Below are 19323 nucleotides of genomic sequence, written 5' to 3' on the forward strand. Positions count from 1 at the left end.
TATGCCTGTCTCCGATCTGATCCGCCAGCATTCCGCCGCGCTGCGGGCGCTGCTGATACTGACCTTGATCACTGGTTTCGCCTACCCCGGGATCGTCTGGGTGGCGGGCCAATTACCAGGGCTGCACGATAAATCGCACGGTTCGATCGTCGAGGCCGGCGGTCAGGCCGTGGGCAGTTCCCTGCTCGGCCAATCGTTCACCGATACGAACGGCAACCCGATCACCTGGTACTTCCAGAGCCGTCCCTCGGCGGCCGGCGACGGTTACGACAGCCTGGCCTCGGGCGGAAGCAATCTGGGCCCGGAGAACATCGTCGACACGCCCGCCGACCCGGCCCTGCTCGCCACCGGAACCGACCCGGAATCGGCCGGATTCACCCCGAGCCTGCTCACCCAGGTCTGCACGCGCAGCCACGAGATCGGCCTGCGCGAGGGGGTCGACGGTGCCCGGCCGTTCTGTACACCGGACGGTGTCGGGGCGGCGCTCTCGGTCATGGGGACCTACACCGCGGACGGCGCGGTGATCCCGGAATGGGTGGTCAGTGTCAACGAACCCTGCCGGGCCGGATCCACGGTGTTCCGCGCCGAATACCAGGGCGTCCCGGTGGAATGCGCACAGTACGGCGAGGACTATTCGACCGGCCGGATCGTGCCGATCGCCGAGGACGCCCCCAGCCAACCGGCGGTCCCCGCGGACGCGGTGACCAGCAGCGGCAGCGGCCTGGATCCGCATATCTCGCCCGCCTACGCCGCGATCCAGGTGAACCGGGTGGCGGCCGCGCGCGGAATCGAACCGGCCGCGGTCCGCGAGATCGTCGCGGCGCATACCAGCAGCCGGGTCCTCGGTTTCGCCGGCGAACCGCGGGTCCACGTCCTCGAACTCAACCTCGATCTGGACAGCCGCTACCCCGTATCCGGCACCGCGAACGGACAGTGATCCGTGCACGGTGACATGATTCGCACGTGACCGCTACACCACACCGCACCCCGGGTGAGCTGCGCATCTATCTCGGCGCGGCCCCCGGGGTCGGTAAAACGTTCGCGATGCTGGGTGAGGCGCATCGGCGCCTGGCACGCGGCCAGGATGTGGTGGCCGCCGTGGTCGAAACACACGGCCGCGCCCAGACCGCGGAGCTGCTGGACGGTATCGAGCAGGTGCCGCAGGTCGAGATCCGCTATCGCGGCACGGTGCAGTACGAACTGGATGTGGACGCCGTCCTGGCGCGCCGGCCCGATCTGGTGCTGGTGGACGAACTGGCACATACCAACACGCCGGGCAGCCGCAACCGGAAACGGTACGAGGATGTTCAGGAACTGCTGGCCGCCGGGATCACCGTGGTGTCCACCGTGAACATCCAGCATCTCGAGGGTCTCAACGATGTGGTCGAGCAGATCACCGGCGTCACCCAGCACGAGACCGTGCCCGATGCGGTGGTGCGCGCCGCCGACCAGATCGAACTGGTCGATATCACTCCGGAAGCGCTGCAACGGCGGATCACTCTCGGCAATGTGTACGCGCCGGAGAAGGCCGATGCCGCGCTGGCGCACTACTTCCGGCGCGGCAACCTGACCGCGCTGCGCGAACTCGCCCTGCTGTGGCTGGCCGACCAGGTGGATGCGGCGCTGGCGAAATACCGGGCCGACCACCGGATCACCGCCACCTGGGAAGCCCGGGAACGGGTGGTCGTTGCCGTGACCGGGGGCCGCGAATCGGAAACGCTGGTGCGGCGGGCGGGCCGGATCGCCGCGAAATCCAGTGCCGAACTGCTCGTCGTCCATGTGGTCCGCGGTGACGGCCTGACCGGTGTGGCGGCGCCGCAGATGGCCGCGGTCCGGAAACTGGCCGCCCACCTGGGAGCGGAACTGCATACGGTCGTCGGCGACGAGGTCCCCGCCGCGCTGCTGGATTTCGCCCGCACGGTCAACGCCACCCAGCTGGTACTCGGCACCTCCCGCCGGTCGCGCTGGGCGCGGATGTTCGACGAGGGCATCGGCGCGGAAGTGGTGCAGCATTCCGGCAAGATCGACGTACATATGGTTACCCACGAGGCCGCGGGCCGGCGGCACCGGCGGCGCCGACCGCGGCCGAAGGCGCGCCGCACCGCCGCCTGGATCGCCGCATTCGCCGTCCCGTCGGCGATCTCGGCGATCCTGGCCGCCTGGCTCGACCGCTACCTCGATCTGGTGAGCGAAAGCGCACTGTATTTCGTGGCGGTGCTGGCGGTCGCCCTGTTCGGCGGAGTGCTACCGGCGGTCGCGTCGGCGTTGATCGCCGGGCTGCTGCTCAACGTCCTGTTCACCGATCCCCGCTACAGCGTCACCATCCAGGAGCCGAACAGTTTCCTGCCGGCGGTCCTGCTGCTGGTGGTGGCGGTCGCGGTGGCGGTCCTCGTCGATACCGCCGCGCGCCGCGCCGAACAGGCCGGGCAGGCGTCCCGGGAGGCCGAACTGCTCACTCTGTTCGCGGGCGCGGTGCTGCGCGGCGCCGACCCGACCGCCCTGCTGGAAAGGTTGCGCCAGACCTACGGTCAGCAGGCAGTGAGCCTGCGCCACCGCGAGCGCGGCGCGCTCGCCGCGGTCGGTACGGATCCGCCCGAACGCGCGGATGCGGCCGATACCACGATCGAGGTCGGCGACGGGGAGTATGCGCTGCTGTTGTCCGGCCCGACCCTGCGCGCCCGCGACCGGCGGGTCCTGGAGGCGGTGGCGGGTCAGGCCGTCGGCCTGGTCCAGCAACGCCGGCTCACGGAAGAAGCGAACAAGGCCGCGGCACTCGCCGAGGCCGACCGGTTGCGCCGCGATCTGCTCTCGGCGGTCAGCCACGATCTGCGTACCCCGCTGGCGGCGGTCAAGGCCGCGGTCTCGAGCCTGCGTTCCGACGATGTCGAGTTCTCCCCCGCGGACCGGGCCGAATTGCTCGCCACGGTGGAGGAATCCGCCGATCAGCTCACTGCGCTGGTCGGTAACCTGCTCGATTCCTCCCGGCTCGCCGCGGGGGTGGTGCGACCGCGGTTGCGGCCGGTGTATCTGGACGAGGTGGTGCACCGGTCGCTGGTCAGCGTGGGGGTGAGTCCGCGCGGAGCGCGCCGCGGAGCACTCGAACGGGTGCGGGTCAGTGTCGGGACGACGGTGGTACAGGCCGACCCCGATCTGCTGGAACGTATTCTGGCCAATCTCGTCGACAATGCGCTGCGCTACGGCGCCGAATCGGAGGTGACGATCGATGCCGCGGCGGTGGACGGCCGGATCCTGGTCCGGGTGGTCGACCACGGGCCGGGTCTGCCCGGCGCCGATCCCGAACGGGTTTTCGACTCGTTCCAGCAGCTCGGCGACCGGGACAACACCAGCGGCCTGGGGCTGGGTCTCTCGGTGGTACGCGGGTTCGCCGACGCCATGGGCGGCGCGGTGAGCGCCGCCCCCACTCCCGGCGGAGGGCTCACCGTCACTGTCGATCTCGCGGTCGCCGACGGCCGCACCGATACGTCGCCCACGGAGGTTTCGCCATGAAGACCGGAGCACAGCCGGAGCACGGTGCGCAGCAACCCACCGTGCTGGTGGTCGACGACGAACCGCAGATCCTGCGCGCGATGCGCATCAATCTCTCGGTCCGCGGCTACGACGTGGTCACCGCGGCCACGGGCGCGGGCGCGCTGCGGGCGGCGACCGAACGCAAACCCGATGTCGTGGTACTCGATCTCGGGCTTCCCGATATCGATGGGATCGAGGTGCTCGCGGGTCTGCGCGGCTGGACCAAGGTGCCGATCATCGTGCTGTCCGCCCGCACCGATTCGGCGGACAAAGTGGACGCCCTCGACGCCGGCGCCGACGACTACGTGACCAAACCGTTCGGAATGGACGAATTCCTCGCCCGGCTACGCGCGGCGCTGCGCCGCGCCGCGGATGCGGCCGAACCCGGCGAACCGGTGGTGGTCACCGATGCGTTCACCGTGGATCTGGCGGCGAAGAAGGTGATCAAATCGGGCGCCGAGGTCCATCTGACCCCCACCGAATGGGGTGTGCTGGAAATGCTGGTGCGCAACCGCGGGAAACTCGTGGGCCGGCAGGAGCTGCTGCGCGAGGTGTGGGGTCCGGCATACCAGTCCGAAACCCACTACCTGCGCGTCTATCTGGCCCAGTTGCGCCGGAAACTGGAGGACGATCCGTCCCATCCCAAACATCTGGTCACCGAACCGGGGATGGGCCACCGCTTCCGCGAGTGACCGGTCAGGGGGTCACGATCGGGAAGCGCGGGTCGGGTGTGTCCAGCAGGCCGATGAATGTCTGGAGCAGGCTTTCGTCGCCCTTCATGGTCACTCCCTCGAACCCGCCACCGCTCACCGCCTTCAGCAATTGGGCCTTGGTCAGGGTCAAGGTGAGATCCGCCGGGCCGAGGGCCGGTGCCTCGGCGGTGGGCGTGCGGTGGGTGAGAGCGCCGTGCGAGAGGGTCAGCCGGTGCACACGACCCTCGTCGGTCAGCTCCCAATCCATGACGAAATCGGCCGCCGCGGCGCGCATGCCGTCGATCCGGACGGCGAGGGAGTCGACGATCATGTCCAGCGTCAGCGCGGTCAGCATCTCCGGGCTGGCCGAATCGAGCGCAGCCGGGCTCGGTCCGGTACGCAGTTCCTGTGCACCGACGAGGAAGAAGTTGCGCCAGGTGCCGTTCTCGGCGCCGTGGCCGAGTCGCTCGTAGACCTGGGCCAGCGCTTCCTTGGCACCGTCGTGCCCCGGTTCGGCGAATACCGCGTGGCACAGCAGGGTGGCCGCGAAGCGCAGGTCACCGTCGTCGGCGTACTGCCGGCCCTTGGCGACGATCGCGTCGATACCGCCGTAGTCGGCAACATAGCGTTGCGCCTGCTCGACCGGCGGATGCTCCCACAGGTGCGCGGGATTACCGTCGTACCAGCCCATGTATCGCTGGTAGATCGCCTTCACGTTATGGCTGGTGGAACCGTAGTAGCCGCGGTTGGCCCATAGTTTGTCCAGTGCGGGCGGGAATTCGAACTGTTCGGCGATCTCCGGGCCGGTATATCCCTGGTTGGTCAACCGCAACGTCTGGTCATGCAGGTAGGAGTACATATCCCGTTGACCGGCGATCCAGGCGGTCCAGTTCTCCCGGCCCCACGTCGGCCAATGATGGGAGGCGAAGGCGACATCGGCCTTGTCACCGAACCGGGCGATGGCCTCGTCCAGATACCGGGCCCATACGCGGGAGTCACGCACGACCGCACCACGCAGGGTCAGCACATTGTGCATGTTGTGGGTGGCGTTCTCCGCCATACAGAGTGCGCGGCGATCCGGAAACAGGAAGTTCATCTCGGCGGGCGCCTCGGTGCCGGGGGTGAGCTGGAAAACCATCCGCACCCCGTCGATCACCTCTTCCTGGCCGGTGTGGGTGATATCCACCGTCGGCGGAATGAGAGTGATGGTGCCGGTGGAGGTGGTCATCCCGAGGCCGGCCCCGATCTGGCCGTCGGGTGCCTTGTTCAGCACCGCGCCGTACATGAAGATCGCGCGCCGGTTCATCGCATTACCGGCGTAGACGTTCTCGCTCACCGCGTGCTCGAGGAAACCCTCGGGCGCCAGGATCGGTATTTCCGGGTGGCCTTCGGGCACCACTCCCCTGGCTCCGCCGAAATGGTCGGCGTGCGAATGGGTGTAGATCAGGCCTTTCACCGGTCGGTCGCCGCGATGCGCGCGGTACATGGCCAGTCCGGCGGCTGCCGTCTCCGCGGACAGCAGGGGGTCGATCACGATGATGCCCTCGCGGCCCTCGACGAGGGTCATATTCGACAGGTCCAGATTGCGTACCTGGTAGATCCCCTCGGTGACTTCGAAAAGCCCCTGTTTGTTGCAGAGTTTGCCCTGCCGCCACAGGCTCGGGTTCGCGGTGGACGGGCAGTCACCGTCGAGGAACCCGTAGGCGCCGATATCCCAGACCACGCGCCCGTCGGCAGCCTTCACCACCGGCGGGTCGAGCTCGGCGATGAACCCGCGGTCGACGTTCTCGAAATCGGTGGTGTCGTCGAAATCCACCTGCATGGTCATGGTTACCTCGCTCTGCGATGTCTCGGCTGATGAAGCGGTCACGGCGCGGAGGTTCGAGCACTCGTTCGTCCCGGTGGTCGGCCGGGACGGGGACGGGAGCACCGGCGTTGCCCACGCTAGCGGGGTCCTCAACGCACAGGTATCACCTGCGGCGGGTGAGTTCGTCCCCTGGAGCTCGCTTGGCCACGAAAGTGCGGCGAACTCATCCGGAGTGGGTGAAGTCCGATCCGCCGCCGGAACAGCACACTCGGGGTATACCGTCAGCCCACTGTTCGGAGGATCCGATGGCAACCCAGGACACACCGAAGCCGGCACTGCTTTCTCGTATCACGGTGAATCAGTGGGTGGCCGCTGTCCTGGTGGTGCTGTCCGTGGTGTTCATCGCCCAGAACCGCAGCCGGGTGGATATCAATTTCCTGCTGGTCACCGTTCGTTCGCCGATGTGGCTGATCCTGCTGATCATGTTCCTCGTCGGCGCACTGGCGGGTCTGCTGATCAAGCGCCGCGCCCGCCGGTAAGGCCCGCGGTTTCTCGATCAGCGAACCGGGTCTGCGTCGCCCGGGGAACGTGGTGGTTCAGCCGTTGCAGCGGCGACACTCGCGTAGACCGGGATCCGGTGGGGGCCGGTCTGCGCGGCCGCGAGTTCGTCAGCGAACTGGCCGATCGAGCGGGCGATCCGGAATTCGATACCGCGGTGGGCGAGGCTGTCCCGGAGATCGACCAGCATCGCCGCGGCCGTGACATCGATACCGGGGGAGGTTTCGGCGTCGAGCACCACCAGCCGGGTGTGCGCGGTGCAGAGCTGCTCGATCCGGCTCCGCACATGGTCGGCGTCGACGAAGTACAGCCCCGCTTCCACACGGACCACCAGCTGGTCTCGGCGTTGCGCGAGACCCGGGTGCCGGTGCACGTCCAGCCACAAACCGTCGCGAGGGCCGAGGACCGCGATATGCGGCCGGGAGCCGCGATAGACGAGCAGGACGATGGCGACCCCGACACCGATGAGCAGGCCCGGCAAGGTATCGAACAGCAGCACACCGAACAGCGCGGCGAGTGCGGCCACGAAATCGGCGCGGGCGACCGGGCCGTAGATATGGCCCAGCCAGTCGGTCCATACCCGGTAGAGGCGCCGCAAGGCACCGATATCGACCAGTTCGATCACCGCCGCGATCACCACCGCGGCCAGTGTGGCCTCGGGCAGCTGTTCGAACAGTCCCGTGAGCAGTAACAGGGTCACGACGGTCAGGACCGCTACCACCAGCCCGCTGACCTGGGTCTTGGCTCCGGCCGACCCGTTGACCGCGGTTTTGGACAAACTACCGTTGACCACCATTCCGGAAGTGAATCCCGACCCCAAGTTTGCGGCGCCCAAACCGAACAGTTCGCGGTTGGGGTCGATTTCGTAGCCGGCCTTCGCGGCGTATGTCTTGGCCGCTCCCAATCCTTCGGCGAACCCGATCAGCAGGACACCGACCGCGGGCCCCAGCAGGTCGAGATAGTCGCCGAAGCCCACACCTCCGGGCAGGCCGGGAACTGGCAGACCGGGGTCGATATGCCCGACGATGGCCACACCTTTGTCGTCCAGGTCGAACAGTGCCACCGCCACGATTCCGGCCAGGACTGCGAGCAGCGCCCCCGGGATCAGCGGCAGCCACCGCTTGACGGCGAGTACCAGCAGCAGACTCAGGCCGCCGATCAGCAGTGTCCGCCAATGGGTGTCCCCGAGGCCGGACAGCACACCCCACAACTGTTCGAAGAAATCCCCCTCGTGTTTCTCGATCCCGAGCAGTTTGGGTACCTGACCGATGATGATGACCAGCGCCAGCCCGACGATGAACCCTTTCAGCACCGGTTCGGAGATGAACGAGGCGATGAACCCGAGCCGCAGCAGCCCGGCCAGCAGGCCGGCCACACCCGTCGCGATCGCGAGCGCGGTGGTGAGCGCGATATAACGCCCCTCGTCGGCCCCCGCCAGTGGGGCGATGAGCGCGGCCGACAATGCCGCGGTCGCCGACATCGGTCCCACCACCAGATGCCGGGAACTACCGGCCAGCGCATACAGGATCAGCGACGGGACCGCCGCATACAGCCCGACCACCGGCGGAACGCCCGCGATCGTGGCGTAGGCCAGCGCTTCCGGAACCAGTACCGCCCAGACGGTCAGGCCGGCGACGATATCCGGCCGCAACCAGCTACGCCGGTACCCGTGCAGGGAAGGGAACAGCTGGGCGGCGACAGCCTGCATCCGGCTGTCACCGCCTCCCCGCGGCCGGGTGTGTTCCTCGCTCACAACTCACCGTGCCCTTCGCCGAGCGGTGGGTCCGCGGCACCGGCCGCACCGGCGGCCGGGCCGGTCCCGGGCGGTGGGCAGTTCAGTTCTGCGGCTGCCAGGTGGCGATCGCCCAGATCACCACGATGTTCAGGGCAATGACCAGCGTCGACCACCAGGGGTAGTAGGGCAGCCAGAGGAAGTTCGCCAGTATCGACAGTGCCGCAACGGTGATCGCCAGCACCCGGCCCCAGGTCGTACCCGTCATCAGGCCGAGCGCAGCCACGATCAAGATGGCGCCCAGCACGATATGGATCCAGCCCCAGGTGGTGATATCGAACTCGTAGACGTAGTCGATTCCGAGAACGAACAATTCGTCCCGGGCGACCGCAGCGATCCCCTCGAGTACCGAGAGCACGCCGACCGTCAGTAGCAGTATCGACGCGCCGATCGAGGCACCCGCGGCGAACCCCTGCCGCAGCGGGCCGCTGTCGCGGGTCTCGGTGGTGTATTGCGGTGCGGTGGTCATCTCCACTCCTTCCGAGCGCAGTGATTACGTCGACTGTCGCCGTTCGGGGGCGGTCGTGCCTCACCCCGCCGGGGTGAACTCCGATGTTCACCCCGGCGCGGGCGGTGGGTCGGCGGGCCTTTTGTCGCGATCCGGGGCGCGTTCGCCGATGAGCACATCCACCCACCTGGTCGCCGGGTCGATGTCGAACAGCACCGCTTTCGCCAGCAGGGTGAGCGGAATCGCCAGCAGCGCACCCAGTGCGCCGAGTACCCACGACCAGAACACCAGCGACAGGAACGTGACGGTGACGCTGAGCCCGACCGCGTCGCCCACGTATTTCGGCTGGATCACCGATTGCACGACGACATTGAACACGCAGTAGACAACGATCACCCAGAGCATCCGTGTCCATCCGCCGTCCAGCAGGGCCAGCAGCGCCGGCGGCACCAGCCCGATGACGAAACCGATATTCGGGATGTAGTTGGTGATGAACGACAGCAGCGCCCACAGCAGCGGGAACGGCACCGCCAGCAGCCATAGCGCCACACCGTCCAGGACCGCGACGATCAGACCGAAAACCGTGGATACGATCAGGTACTTGCGGGTGCCCGAGGTGAACGAGCCCAGCGCCCGGGCGATATCGGGCCGCATACTCTGCAGCACATCCATCCGGCGTCCGATCGTCATCCCGTCGAACACCATGAACAGCAGCAGCGTGACCACGAAGATCAAGTTGGAGAACACGCCCGCCAGACCACGTAGCAGGTCCTCGAGCAGCTCGACCGCCTTGCCCAGATCGAAGCCGCTCAACGCGTGATCGATCCGTTCCTTGTCGATATCGAAGCCTGCGAGCAGATCCTGGACCTGCACGAGCAGATCGGCGAACTGATCGGAGTACTCCGGGAGCGCGGTGGCCAGCTGAGCCGCGGATACCACCAGGGCCGCGACCAACCCGAGCAGGATCAGGTACACCACCACCAGCGCCGCGAGCATTCCCAGCCAGACGGGCCGGCCGCGGCGCTGCATCCGCTGCTGGATGGGCTGCACGGCGATCGCCAGCATCAACGCCAGGAAAACCGGGCCGAGGACACCGGAGAAGGCGCGGGCGCCGGTGACGGCGACCACCGTGGCCGCCGCGACCAGCAGCACGATCAGACCGCGCGGAATCGCCCACTGCCCGGGACCCGGCACCGCGGGTGGCGGTGCCGGCGGGGGCGCAGCGGTCACGACATGGCCTTGGCCTTGAGGCGCTCGAACTCTCCTTCGGTGATCGTGCCCTCGGTGAGCAGCCGTTTCGCCTCGGCGATCTGCGCGGCCGGATTGGTGCCGGCGGTGCGCTGGATGTATTCCTTCTCCGCGGCCTGCACCTGGTGAGCCTCGGTGATCGACCGCTGTGTCATCCCCTTACCGCGGACGATCAGGTAGACCAGTGAGGTCAGTAGCGGCAGCACGATCAGCAGAACCACCCAGATCGCCTTGACCCAGCCGGAGGTTTCCCGGTCCCGGAAGAGGTCGCCGATGATGTAGAACAGCAGCAGCAGGTACGCGATGAACGCGAAGCTCACCACAACCAGCCAGAGTGCTTCCCAAAACGACACGGTCCACCTCGCTTACGTCGGATCCAGCGGTCCCCACAGCGGGGATCTGCCCCACGCTATGGCGGCCCGGCCGGTGCACGACTCACCCGCTACGGATGAATACTCCCGGATACGCCCTGGTAACAGGTTGGTTCAGGGGCCGCTGAGGGTGCCGTCCGCTCAGGTAGGCTGCGGCCGAGTGCGTGCTAGTGCTGTTTCGGAAATTTTCTTCGGGAGGCACCGTGACCGCTTCGCCAACATTGGATCCGACGGGCCGCCCGATATCGCGAGCCCGGCCCCGGTCCCATATCCCGGTGTTCCCCTTCGACCCGGTATCCCGGCCCCGATTGCATACCGGGCTGGACAGCGTGGTGGATCGCCGCAACGGCGGTGTCCTGCTGGTATGCGGCGCGGTGGGGGTCGGGAAAACGGTTGCCGTGGCGGACTGGGTGGCAACGCACCTGCCGCGTTCGCATCCGGACGCCCGGATCGCCTGGCTCACCGTTCGCGACCAGACCGCGCTGTGGCCGGAGCTGCGCGCCCGGCTGTGCGTGCCCGCCGCGGGATCCGGGCAGCCGGCCGCGGGGGTGGGTGAGGCCGAATCGATCCTCGCCGCGCTGGGCGAGGGCGCGGACCCGACCGTCGTGGTGATCGACGACGCCCACCTGATCACCGATCCGCTCGCCCTGGCCGGTCTGGAATATTTCCTGCAGCACGCACCGCCCGACGTGACAACCGTCCTGTGCGCCCGCTTCGATCCGCCGATCCGCTGGCATCTGCTGCAACTGCATTCCCGCCTCACCCGGTGGGGCGCGCACGATCTGGCGCTCTCTCCCGCGGAGGCGTCCCGGCTGTGCGCGGGGCACGAATGCGCACTCGACGACCAGGGCATGCACGCCTTGATGGGCCTCACCGAAGGGTGGGCGGCGCTGGTGCGGATCGCCGCGATCTACCTCACCGCCAGCCCGAGCGATAACGCCGATGCGCTCACCGCGCTGGCCCGGCCGCCGCATGCGTTCGCCGATCTGCTGATGGGTGAGCTGATCGATACCCTCTCCCCTGCGCTGCGGCAGTTCCTCACCTGCACCAGCGTCCCGGAGGAGTTCACCGAACAACTCGCCGACGATCTCGTGGGCGGTGGTGCGGCGCATCTGCTCTACGAACTCGACCGGATCAATTTCCCGATGACCTCGCTGTCCCGCAGCGGGAAGGTCTGGTATTCGTACCACCCGATGCTGCGGGCCTATTTCCTGGCGGAGGCCAACCGGCTGGGCCGGGATCTGTGTGCCGACCTGCATCTGCGGTCGGCCCGCCGGCTCACCGCTATCGGTGAGTTACAGGCCGCGCTGACGCATCTGCTGGCGGTACCCGACCACCGTGAGCTGGGATCGTTCCTGGCCGAGCACGCACTGGCACTGGTTTTCGCCGATCACGGCGAGAGCCTGTTCGATGCACTCGCCGGCGCGGCGCCGGATGTGCTGACCGATCCGTTCCTGCGCCTGCTGCAGGCCACCGACGCGCTGCTGCACGGTGGCAGCGGTACGGCTCAGGCCTACCGCGACAGCGCCCGTCTCCTCGCCGACGACGACCCGCATTCACTCGCGGGCCCGTACCGGCTGGAAGCACTGACGGCGGCCGTGGACGCCGAGCTCGCGGTGGCGACCGGCGCCGATTCCGATCCGATCGTGTTCCCGGAACGGATGCCGCCCGCCGACCGCCCCGACCTGGACGGTTATCTCGCCGTCACCACCGGCACCGCGCTCGCGCTACGCGGCGAACTCGCCCGAGGTGAGGAACGGCTACGGATCGCCCTGAGCCGCACCCGGTCCCGCTGCCATCCCCGGCTGCGATTGATCGCGGTGACCCGGCTCGCCGTCACCGCCGGCCTGGCCGGATCGATCACGACGATGCGGCAGCGGGCCGAACGGGCCTGCGCCATCGCCCGCGATCACGATCTGCTGGATCTGCCGGAAACCGTGCACGCCACCGCACTCGAGGCGTATGGCGCCTACCTGCAGGGCTCGGATCCGCACCCCGAGCAGATCCGGGTGCTGTGCGCGGAACATATCCGCCGCGACGGCACCCCCGGCCCGGTGGCGGGCCGGTTACCGCATGTGGTCGGCAATCTGCTCGACTGCCAGTGCGGCGACGATCCGGGCGCCACCGACCGGCTGCGCCGCAGTATCGGCCGGCTGCTCGATGCCGACCCCGCCCCGGTGCTCGGCGGTGGTCTGGTGAGTGCCGCGGTGTGGGCGCTGCTGGGCGCGGGCGATACCGCGGCCGCACGGCAGCTGACCGAACGAGCGCGGGCAGTGCTCGGCCATATCCCCGATACCGTGCTGTCCACCGCGGCGCTGACCTCCGTCGCGGGTAACCATCAGACGGTCCTCGGCCAGGTGGAGCCGGTCCTCGCGGCGACCTCCGGTGCCCATCCCGTCGCCCGGCTCACCGGCTGGCTGCTGCACGCCCGCGCCCACCGCGAGCTGGGCAATGATTCCAAAACCCGGGAGGCCGTGGACAACGCCCTGCGGATCGGCGCCACCCATCGGGTGGCCCGGCCGTTCTTCGACGTTCCCGGCACCGTCGACCTGCTCGACTACTACGCCGGATGTTTCGGGCACTGCAGCGACTTCGCCGACAGTATCCGGGCCGGTCACCGGCCGCAGCGCCGGGTCCAGCATCCACCGCTCACGGCGACCGAGCTGCGGATTCTGCAACAACTGCCGTCGGGTCGCACGACCCAGCACATCGCCGACGATCTCAGCGTCTCCATCAATACGGTCAAAACACATCTGCGCGGTATCTACGCCAAACTCGGTACCCGCTCCCGGATGGAAACGCTGCAGGAAGCACGGCGCAGCGGATTGCTCTGAACCCGGCGGAGTCGTTTCACCCGCTCCGGACGATGTGCGGCGGTGACGCCGTGGGACACACTTCATTCCGACGCGGCGACACCTGCCGTCGCGACCGGTCCGGAACGAGGCAGGAGACGGCGATGCGATACCAGTTCACCATCGACGGCGAACTCTCCGAGCGTGCGCTTGCCGCTTTTCCCGAACTCACCGGCGATCACACCCAGGGCACCACCGTGCTGTCGGGTCCGGTCACCGATCCGACGGGTATCCGCGGAATCCTGGCCCGTATCGACAACTTGGGCCTCACCGTGATCGAGATGCGCCGGCTGCCCGATTGAGTGCGGTGGGACCGCGCGCGGGGTTCGCACCGGTGGCGCCGGCCAATAACACGGCCGAGCCGAACGTGCACCTGCCGGCGGTCGCGACCGAGTCACGCCGGTCGCGGTCCGGCGTGCCGAAGCAGTTTCGGTTGCCCCGTTCGAGGCCACCACAGCCGCCCGGGACGGGGTGGGTACTCACGGCGGCACGGAGACCGCAGCGCCCACCTCGGTGCGGAACGTCTTCCTGTGGAAGGCGTCAATAGGTATGTGCCTGGTCGGACCAGCGTGGGTCGAGCCGGTGCGCCGAGCCACGCGGGAACGAGATGCGTTCGGGGTCGCCGTCGGCGGTGTAGCGACGGGCCGGTTCGGCCGCGAGCAGGTCGAGCCAATAGGCGGAGTCGAACGGTACCGCGCCCAGTCCGGAGCGGATCCGTGGCACCGCAGCAGGATCCACCGGACCGAACGGTGACGGCGCGGGGTTCGCGCCGACCAGCATCGCGGCCGCGAATCGGTAGGGCGTCCCGTCCGAGTTCCCGGCGAGCGCGAGACCGGGATCGGCCGGAGCGCTGCCCAGCGGCAGCGCCATCGTGGTCACCTGGGTCCCCGGCGCAGCGGCGGTGATCGCCCGGACATTCTGCGCCAGCTCGCGCTGCACACCGGCGGCATCCAGGCCGGCGAGATCGGGATGGCTCGCGGTATGCGCGCCGATCTCGTAACCGTGCTCGGCCAGCCAGGGCAACGCGCGCGGGTCGGCTTCGAACGGACCGTTGTTGACGTAGAAGGTGGCGCGGGCCGGGAAATCGGGGTGGTCGGCGGCGAAACGTTCCAGTACCCCGACCGCGCAGTCCGCGGTGGGTATGCCGTCGGCGGTGAACCGGAGCTGGCTGCCGGTGGAATCGTCGAAGGTGAGGACCACCGGATGTGTTCCGGCCGGAATATCGATATCCCCGGCGATGTACTGGGCGGCGGTGATCGGGCGATAGCCCTCGCGATACAGCCGGTCCAGTTCCGCCCGGAACTCGGCCGGGCTCTGATCGTATTCACCGGCCGGATCCGCGGTCACCTGGTGGTACATGAGAATCGGTACCTCACCCAGCTCGTCGGCACCCACGGCGGCCGGATCCGGGGGTGCCGGCGGCGGGGGTGCCGCGGAAGTACTCGGCGGTGTATCCGCCGAGGCGGGTTCACCTGTCGTTCCGCAGGCTGTGGCCGCCGCGCAGATCAGCGCCGCCGCGACCACCCGAACATATCTCCCCGGGTACCGCACCATCGCCCGGATATTACGTGCCGGCAACGATTTACGGTTCATCTCCGCGAAACAGATCGGCGTTGCGGCGGACTCGCCATAGTGGGCGGGAAGCTGTTCGCGGAAGTTGGTGTGTTGTGCTCGTGCGGGACCGGGCGGTCGACCGGAAACGGTTGGCGGTCCTCGTATTCGGTGTTGTTGTGATCGTGCTGCTGGTGTTCGCCGGGATCGGAGCCGGCCGTTCACCGGCCCCGGATCTTCCGCTGACCGGTCTTCCGCCGGGCCCCGTCGGCGCCGCAGCATCGAAGGATCTGGCGCTGCGTGTGGATGCCGCCGGACACGATCCGCATGCCGTCGAGCTCACGGTGGACGGTTCCCCTGTCGCCGGCCGGATCGACGGCGATACCGTCGTCTACGAACCCGAAGGACTGTCCGACGGAGAGCACACCTTCACCGCCGAGATACCGCCCGGCGGGGTGACCGGCCGGCTGCGCGACGGCCCCGGCGCCGAAGTGACCTTCACCGTGGATACCACCGCCCCGGAATTGGAGGTGACACAACCGGATACCGTCTCCTCCTACCGTGAACCGGTCACTGTGCGCGGACGGGCACCCGACGCGGAACAGGTCACGATCGGTGCGCATTCGGTGACCCCCGGGCCCGACGGCAGTTTCGTGAGCGAGCTGCCGCACAGCCCCGCCGGAGCGGAGGTGGTCGCGGTGGATGCGGCGGGTAACACCACCACACAGGCGCTCACCACCGGTATCGATCTGCCACAGATGCGGGCCGTACATGTCACCGCGCACGCCTGGTCGTATGGACCGATGCGCGAAGCCATCCTTGATCTGGCCCGCCAGAAACGCATCGATACGGTGCAACTCGATATCAAGGACGAGGACGGTGTCGTCGGTTACCCCTCGAAGGTGCCGCTGGCCCGCACGACCGGCGCCGCCCAGCCGATCTACGAGGCGCGGGCGGCGCTGCGGCAACTGCACGATCTGGGGGTGCAGGTGGTCGGCCGGATCGTCGCGTTCCGCGATCCCACCCTCGCCGAATGGGCCTGGCATCACGGCCGCCCGGACTGGGTGGTGCAGAACCCGGCCCGGCAGCCGTACTCCAGCCACTACGGCGCGATCGCATTCACCAATTTCGCCCACCCCGAGGTCCGCGGTTACAACATCGCGCTCGCGGTCGAAGCTGCCGAACTGGGCTTCGACGGGATCATGTACGACTACGTCCGCCGACCCGACGGCAGGCTGTCGAGTATGCGCTTCCCCGGGCTGAAGGGTCCCGCCACCGAAGCCGTCGCCGGGTTCCTGGCGCAGAGCCGCGATCCGGTGCACGCGGCCGGCGCCCATCAGAGCGCCGCGGTCTACGGGATCGCCGCCACCCGGCCCGACCAGATCGCGCAGGATATCCGGCTGATCGCACCGCAGGTGGATTACGTCGCGCCGATGATCTACCCCTCGCACTGGGGTCCGGGCGAATACGGTGTGGCGAATCCGAACGGGCAGCCGTTCGATATCGTCGCCGCCTCCCTGCGGGATTTCCAAACCGTGACCAAAGGCACGGGGGCGACGGTGATCCCCTGGCTGCAGGATTTCAGTCTGGGCGTGAACTACGGGGATGCCCAGGTCAGGGCCCAGATCGATGCGACCTACAAAACCGGGATAGACAGTTTCTTCCTGTGGAGTCCCAGCGTGGAATATCACGGCGGCGCACTCGACCCGAAATGATCGCGTAACGCCGCGCACCCCCGCCGCGACGTCTCCGGTGACGTAACGGCCCGTCGGGGGGGCCAGTCCGTCCATTTATCAGTTCTGGAATGGAGCACGGGACATGGCTTTCCGAAGTAGCTGGATTCTGCGATCATCCCGCGGGTTCACCCGGCGATCCCGCGGCTGGTTCACCCAGCACCGCATCGCCGCGGCGATCGCCGCACCCGCCGCCCTGGGTGTGGTGGCCGCGGTGGCCGCCACCTATTCGGTGACCGCACCCTCGCAGCAGGCGGATACGCAACTGAAGGCGTCGGTTACCGAATGCCACGATATGGTCACCGTCTCGGTCGCGGGCCGCGGTGACACACCACGCGAAGGCACCACGAAACTGCTGGTCGACGCGCACGGCAACCCGCTGCCCGCGGCGCTGTCGGGCGATCACCGCAGCGAATGGGTGGATCCGGTGGTCAACGCCCCCGCCGACGATGTGGACCCCGGCTCCTACGCCGCGGTCTATATCGCCTACCCGGCGGATATGGCCACCTACGAGGATGCGGTCACCACCGGGGTCGCCAACACCCAGCAGGTGATGCGCGAGATCTCGCAGGCCTGCCCGGACACCCGGTTCGCCATCGTCGGGTACAGCGAAGGCGCCGACGTGGTGCGCCGGGTCGCCATGGAGATCGGGCATCAGGAACAGCAGGACGGCGGTTACGCGATCGTCGACCCGGACAAGGTCACGGGCGTGGTCATCCTCGCCGATTCCGGCCGCGCCCCCGGTGACGGCCCGTTCCCGGGCGCCGAGAACCCGCACGGCAACCCGGACGGGTTCGACCAGGCCTATCAGAACGGGAAGAACCCGGTCCCGGGCCAGGGCGCGCTCCCGGATACGGGCGGCGATTTCGGTTCGCTGAACGGGAAAATTGCCTCGTTCTGCTCCGACGGCGATCTCACCTGCGCGGCGCCGGAGAACATCGCACTGCTGCAACTGGTGGTCAATGTGGCGCGGCAGATGAACGTCGACGCTCTCGAACGCGACGGGCTCACCCCGGCCACCGGGCAGGATGTCGCGGTCGTCCTGAGCCGGGTCGCGCTGCTCGCACTCGCCGATATCGAGTCACAGCCGAACTGGATGGCCAGTGACGAAACCTTCCTCGAGGTTCTGCTGCGGGTCTCCGAACCGGGCTACGAACCCGGCGCCACTCCCCCGGCCGGCGAGGAGCCCGCCGATTCCATCTCGACCGGCGAGATGGCACCCCTGGCCTACCTGCCGCAGAAGGTACTCAACGAGATCATCGGGCTGATCGTGACGAATCAGAACACCATCCCCGTGATCCTGTCCGACCCTTACAACCTGACGCTGGGCCCCGACGCCACCGGCCACCACTTCGACTACTGGCGCGACGCCGACCCGGCCAACGGCAAACCACTGACCTCCGCCGAATATGCCGCGGCCTGGCTCACCCACCTGGCGAAGCAGGCCCAGGCGGGCGAACCGGTGAATACGAAATCCACCCCCACACCCGAAGACCTGGACGACGCCTACCGAGCGGCCGCGGAGACAACCACCGAACAGGCAGCCGAACCGACCGGCACCACTACAGCGGCACCGACCACGACGGGCACCGCCCCGACCACGACCACGCCGGACGAGACCACCACCACACCGCCGGCGGGCGAGCAGACGACAGTGCCGCCCTCCTCGACAACGCAACCCCGGAGTTCGACAACTGTGCCCCCGAGTTCGGCAACCGTGCCTCCGAGCTCCGCGCCCGCACCGGAGGTCGCCGCTCCGCCCACGACCACGCCCACCACGACGGCGCCCCGGACCACCGAGCCCACCACAGAAACACCCGCCCCGCCGGCCGGCGAGCCGGTCGCGCAAACCACGCGCTGAGCGACCGGACCGTCCGGTCGGAACCATCCGGGAAGCAGGCATCAGGTACGGGACCCGCTCGGTGCACCACCTGCGTCGTCTGTTTCGCGCCACGATGATCGCTGCCGAACACATCCCGAACGGGCATTCGGCACTTCGCGCCCTATGGTGAACCGTGTAGAAGAGGGGAACGGTTGCAATGGAACTCACCAAGGGCGCGAACACGCCGATCGAAGCCGCGGAAATCCTGGTTACGGGACTGACGGTGCGGAAAATGGTCGATCCCGGTAAACGATTCGTCCAGTCGAGTCGCTGACCCTTGCTCCGAGATCCTCGCCGGAATCGCCGAGCGTTGCTCGCCGCCGCGGGTTCCCGATCCGCGAAGATACCCGTATGACCGTCACCGCACAGGACCTGACCCATCTCCGCCGCTGCATCGACCTGGCCCGCGAGGCACTGGCCGCCGGCGACGAACCCTTCGGTTCCGTCCTGGTCGCCGCCGACGGCACGGTGCTGTTCGAGGACCGCAACCGCGTGAAGGACGGCGACGCCACCCAGCATCCGGAATTCGCGATCTCCCGGTGGGCCGCCGGGCACCTGTCCCCGGAAGAACGCGCCGCGGCCACCGTCTACACCTCCGGGGAGCACTGCCCGATGTGCTCCGCGAGCCACGGCTGGGTCGGGTTGGGGCGCATCGTCTACATCACCTCCAGCGCTCAGTTCAGGGCCTGGTTGCGCGAATGGGGTGTCCCCGCGGCCCCGGTCGCCTCGCTGCCGATCGGCGAGATCGTCCCGGGCGCGGTCACCGACGGGCCGGTCGAGGAACTGGTCGCGGAGGTCGAGGAGTTGTATCGCGCATGCTTCGCCGAGCGACCCTCGACCTGATCCTGTCCCGAACCTCCG

At 68.2% G+C, this 19323-nt stretch carries 15 protein-coding genes; 9 read left to right on the forward strand and 6 right to left on the reverse strand.

What is annotated here, in order from left to right:
* Nucleotide 1 precedes the first annotated feature (1 nt).
* The 3 genes from ON22_RS30195 to ON22_RS30205 are packed head-to-tail and all read left to right on the forward strand — an operon-like array spanning nucleotide 2 to nucleotide 4220.
* A complete protein-coding gene (locus tag ON22_RS30195) occupies nucleotides 2-937 on the forward strand; it encodes a potassium-transporting ATPase subunit C (protein WP_033245594.1) in 936 nt (311 codons plus the stop codon).
* Nucleotides 938-963: 26 nt separating this feature from the next.
* Nucleotides 964-3507, forward strand: coding sequence for a sensor histidine kinase (locus ON22_RS30200; RefSeq protein WP_033245595.1), 2544 nt, complete (start codon nucleotides 964-966; stop codon nucleotides 3505-3507).
* A complete protein-coding gene (locus tag ON22_RS30205) occupies nucleotides 3504-4220 on the forward strand; it encodes a response regulator (RefSeq protein ID WP_051158288.1) in 717 nt (238 codons plus the stop codon). Before ON22_RS30200 ends, ON22_RS30205 begins: the two co-directional genes overlap by 4 nt.
* 4 nt (nucleotides 4221-4224) lie before the next feature.
* Here ON22_RS30205 and ON22_RS30210 read toward each other — a convergent pair whose 3' ends face one another.
* Complete coding sequence (locus ON22_RS30210; protein WP_197039705.1) at nucleotides 4225-6042, reverse strand: alkyl/aryl-sulfatase; 1818 nt, start codon at nucleotides 6040-6042, stop codon at nucleotides 4225-4227.
* Nucleotides 6043-6332: 290 nt separating this feature from the next.
* On the opposite strand from ON22_RS30210, the gene ON22_RS30215 reads away from it, so the two are divergent.
* On the forward strand, nucleotides 6333-6566 hold the full coding sequence (locus tag ON22_RS30215) for a lipopolysaccharide assembly protein LapA domain-containing protein (protein ID WP_051158289.1): 234 nt from the start codon (nucleotides 6333-6335) through the stop codon (nucleotides 6564-6566).
* Nucleotides 6567-6583: 17 nt separating this feature from the next.
* Here ON22_RS30215 and ON22_RS30220 read toward each other — a convergent pair whose 3' ends face one another.
* The 4 genes from ON22_RS30220 to ON22_RS30235 form a co-directional block, all read right to left on the reverse strand.
* Nucleotides 6584-8293 (reverse strand): SulP family inorganic anion transporter, encoded by a 1710-nt coding sequence (locus tag ON22_RS30220; protein WP_033245808.1) that lies wholly within the window; start codon nucleotides 8291-8293, stop codon nucleotides 6584-6586.
* Nucleotides 8294-8420: 127 nt separating this feature from the next.
* Nucleotides 8421-8846: a DUF7144 family membrane protein gene (locus tag ON22_RS30225; RefSeq protein ID WP_033245597.1), complete on the reverse strand. Its 426-nt coding sequence runs from the start codon at nucleotides 8844-8846 to the stop codon at nucleotides 8421-8423.
* A gap of 87 nt (nucleotides 8847-8933) precedes the next feature.
* Complete coding sequence (locus ON22_RS30230; protein WP_033245598.1) at nucleotides 8934-10055, reverse strand: AI-2E family transporter; 1122 nt, start codon at nucleotides 10053-10055, stop codon at nucleotides 8934-8936.
* A complete protein-coding gene (locus ON22_RS30235) occupies nucleotides 10052-10426 on the reverse strand; it encodes a PLDc N-terminal domain-containing protein (RefSeq protein ID WP_033245599.1) in 375 nt (124 codons plus the stop codon). Before ON22_RS30235 ends, ON22_RS30230 begins: the two co-directional genes overlap by 4 nt.
* Before the next feature lie 221 nt (nucleotides 10427-10647).
* On the opposite strand from ON22_RS30235, the gene ON22_RS30240 reads away from it, so the two are divergent.
* Together ON22_RS30240 and ON22_RS30245 are read left to right on the forward strand one after the other, a co-directional pair.
* A complete protein-coding gene (locus ON22_RS30240; RefSeq protein ID WP_156052362.1) occupies nucleotides 10648-13278 on the forward strand; it encodes a winged helix-turn-helix domain-containing protein in 2631 nt (876 codons plus the stop codon).
* 122 nt (nucleotides 13279-13400) lie between these two features.
* Complete coding sequence (locus ON22_RS30245; RefSeq protein ID WP_033245601.1) at nucleotides 13401-13598, forward strand: DUF8691 family protein; 198 nt, start codon at nucleotides 13401-13403, stop codon at nucleotides 13596-13598.
* A 238-nt stretch (nucleotides 13599-13836) separates the two neighbouring features.
* Here ON22_RS30245 and ON22_RS30250 read toward each other — a convergent pair whose 3' ends face one another.
* The gene (locus tag ON22_RS30250; protein ID WP_033245809.1) at nucleotides 13837-14850 is read right to left on the reverse strand and encodes a polysaccharide deacetylase family protein; all 1014 of its coding nucleotides are present in this window, start codon (nucleotides 14848-14850) and stop codon (nucleotides 13837-13839) included.
* Nucleotides 14851-14963: 113 nt separating this feature from the next.
* Between ON22_RS30250 and ON22_RS30255 the strand changes: the two genes are divergently transcribed.
* From ON22_RS30255 to ON22_RS30265, 3 genes are all read left to right on the forward strand, one after another.
* Nucleotides 14964-16562 (forward strand): putative glycoside hydrolase, encoded by a 1599-nt coding sequence (locus ON22_RS30255; RefSeq protein ID WP_231508675.1) that lies wholly within the window; start codon nucleotides 14964-14966, stop codon nucleotides 16560-16562.
* A gap of 103 nt (nucleotides 16563-16665) precedes the next feature.
* On the forward strand, nucleotides 16666-18441 hold the full coding sequence (locus ON22_RS30260) for a cutinase family protein (RefSeq protein WP_051158290.1): 1776 nt from the start codon (nucleotides 16666-16668) through the stop codon (nucleotides 18439-18441).
* A 372-nt stretch (nucleotides 18442-18813) separates the two neighbouring features.
* The gene (locus ON22_RS30265; protein WP_033245602.1) at nucleotides 18814-19305 is read left to right on the forward strand and encodes a nucleoside deaminase; all 492 of its coding nucleotides are present in this window, start codon (nucleotides 18814-18816) and stop codon (nucleotides 19303-19305) included.
* Nucleotides 19306-19323: the final 18 nt, after the last annotated feature.

It is taken from the genome of Nocardia carnea NBRC 14403 (genome assembly GCF_000308515.1).
Taxonomy (GTDB): Bacteria; Actinomycetota; Actinomycetes; order Mycobacteriales; family Mycobacteriaceae; genus Nocardia; species Nocardia carnea.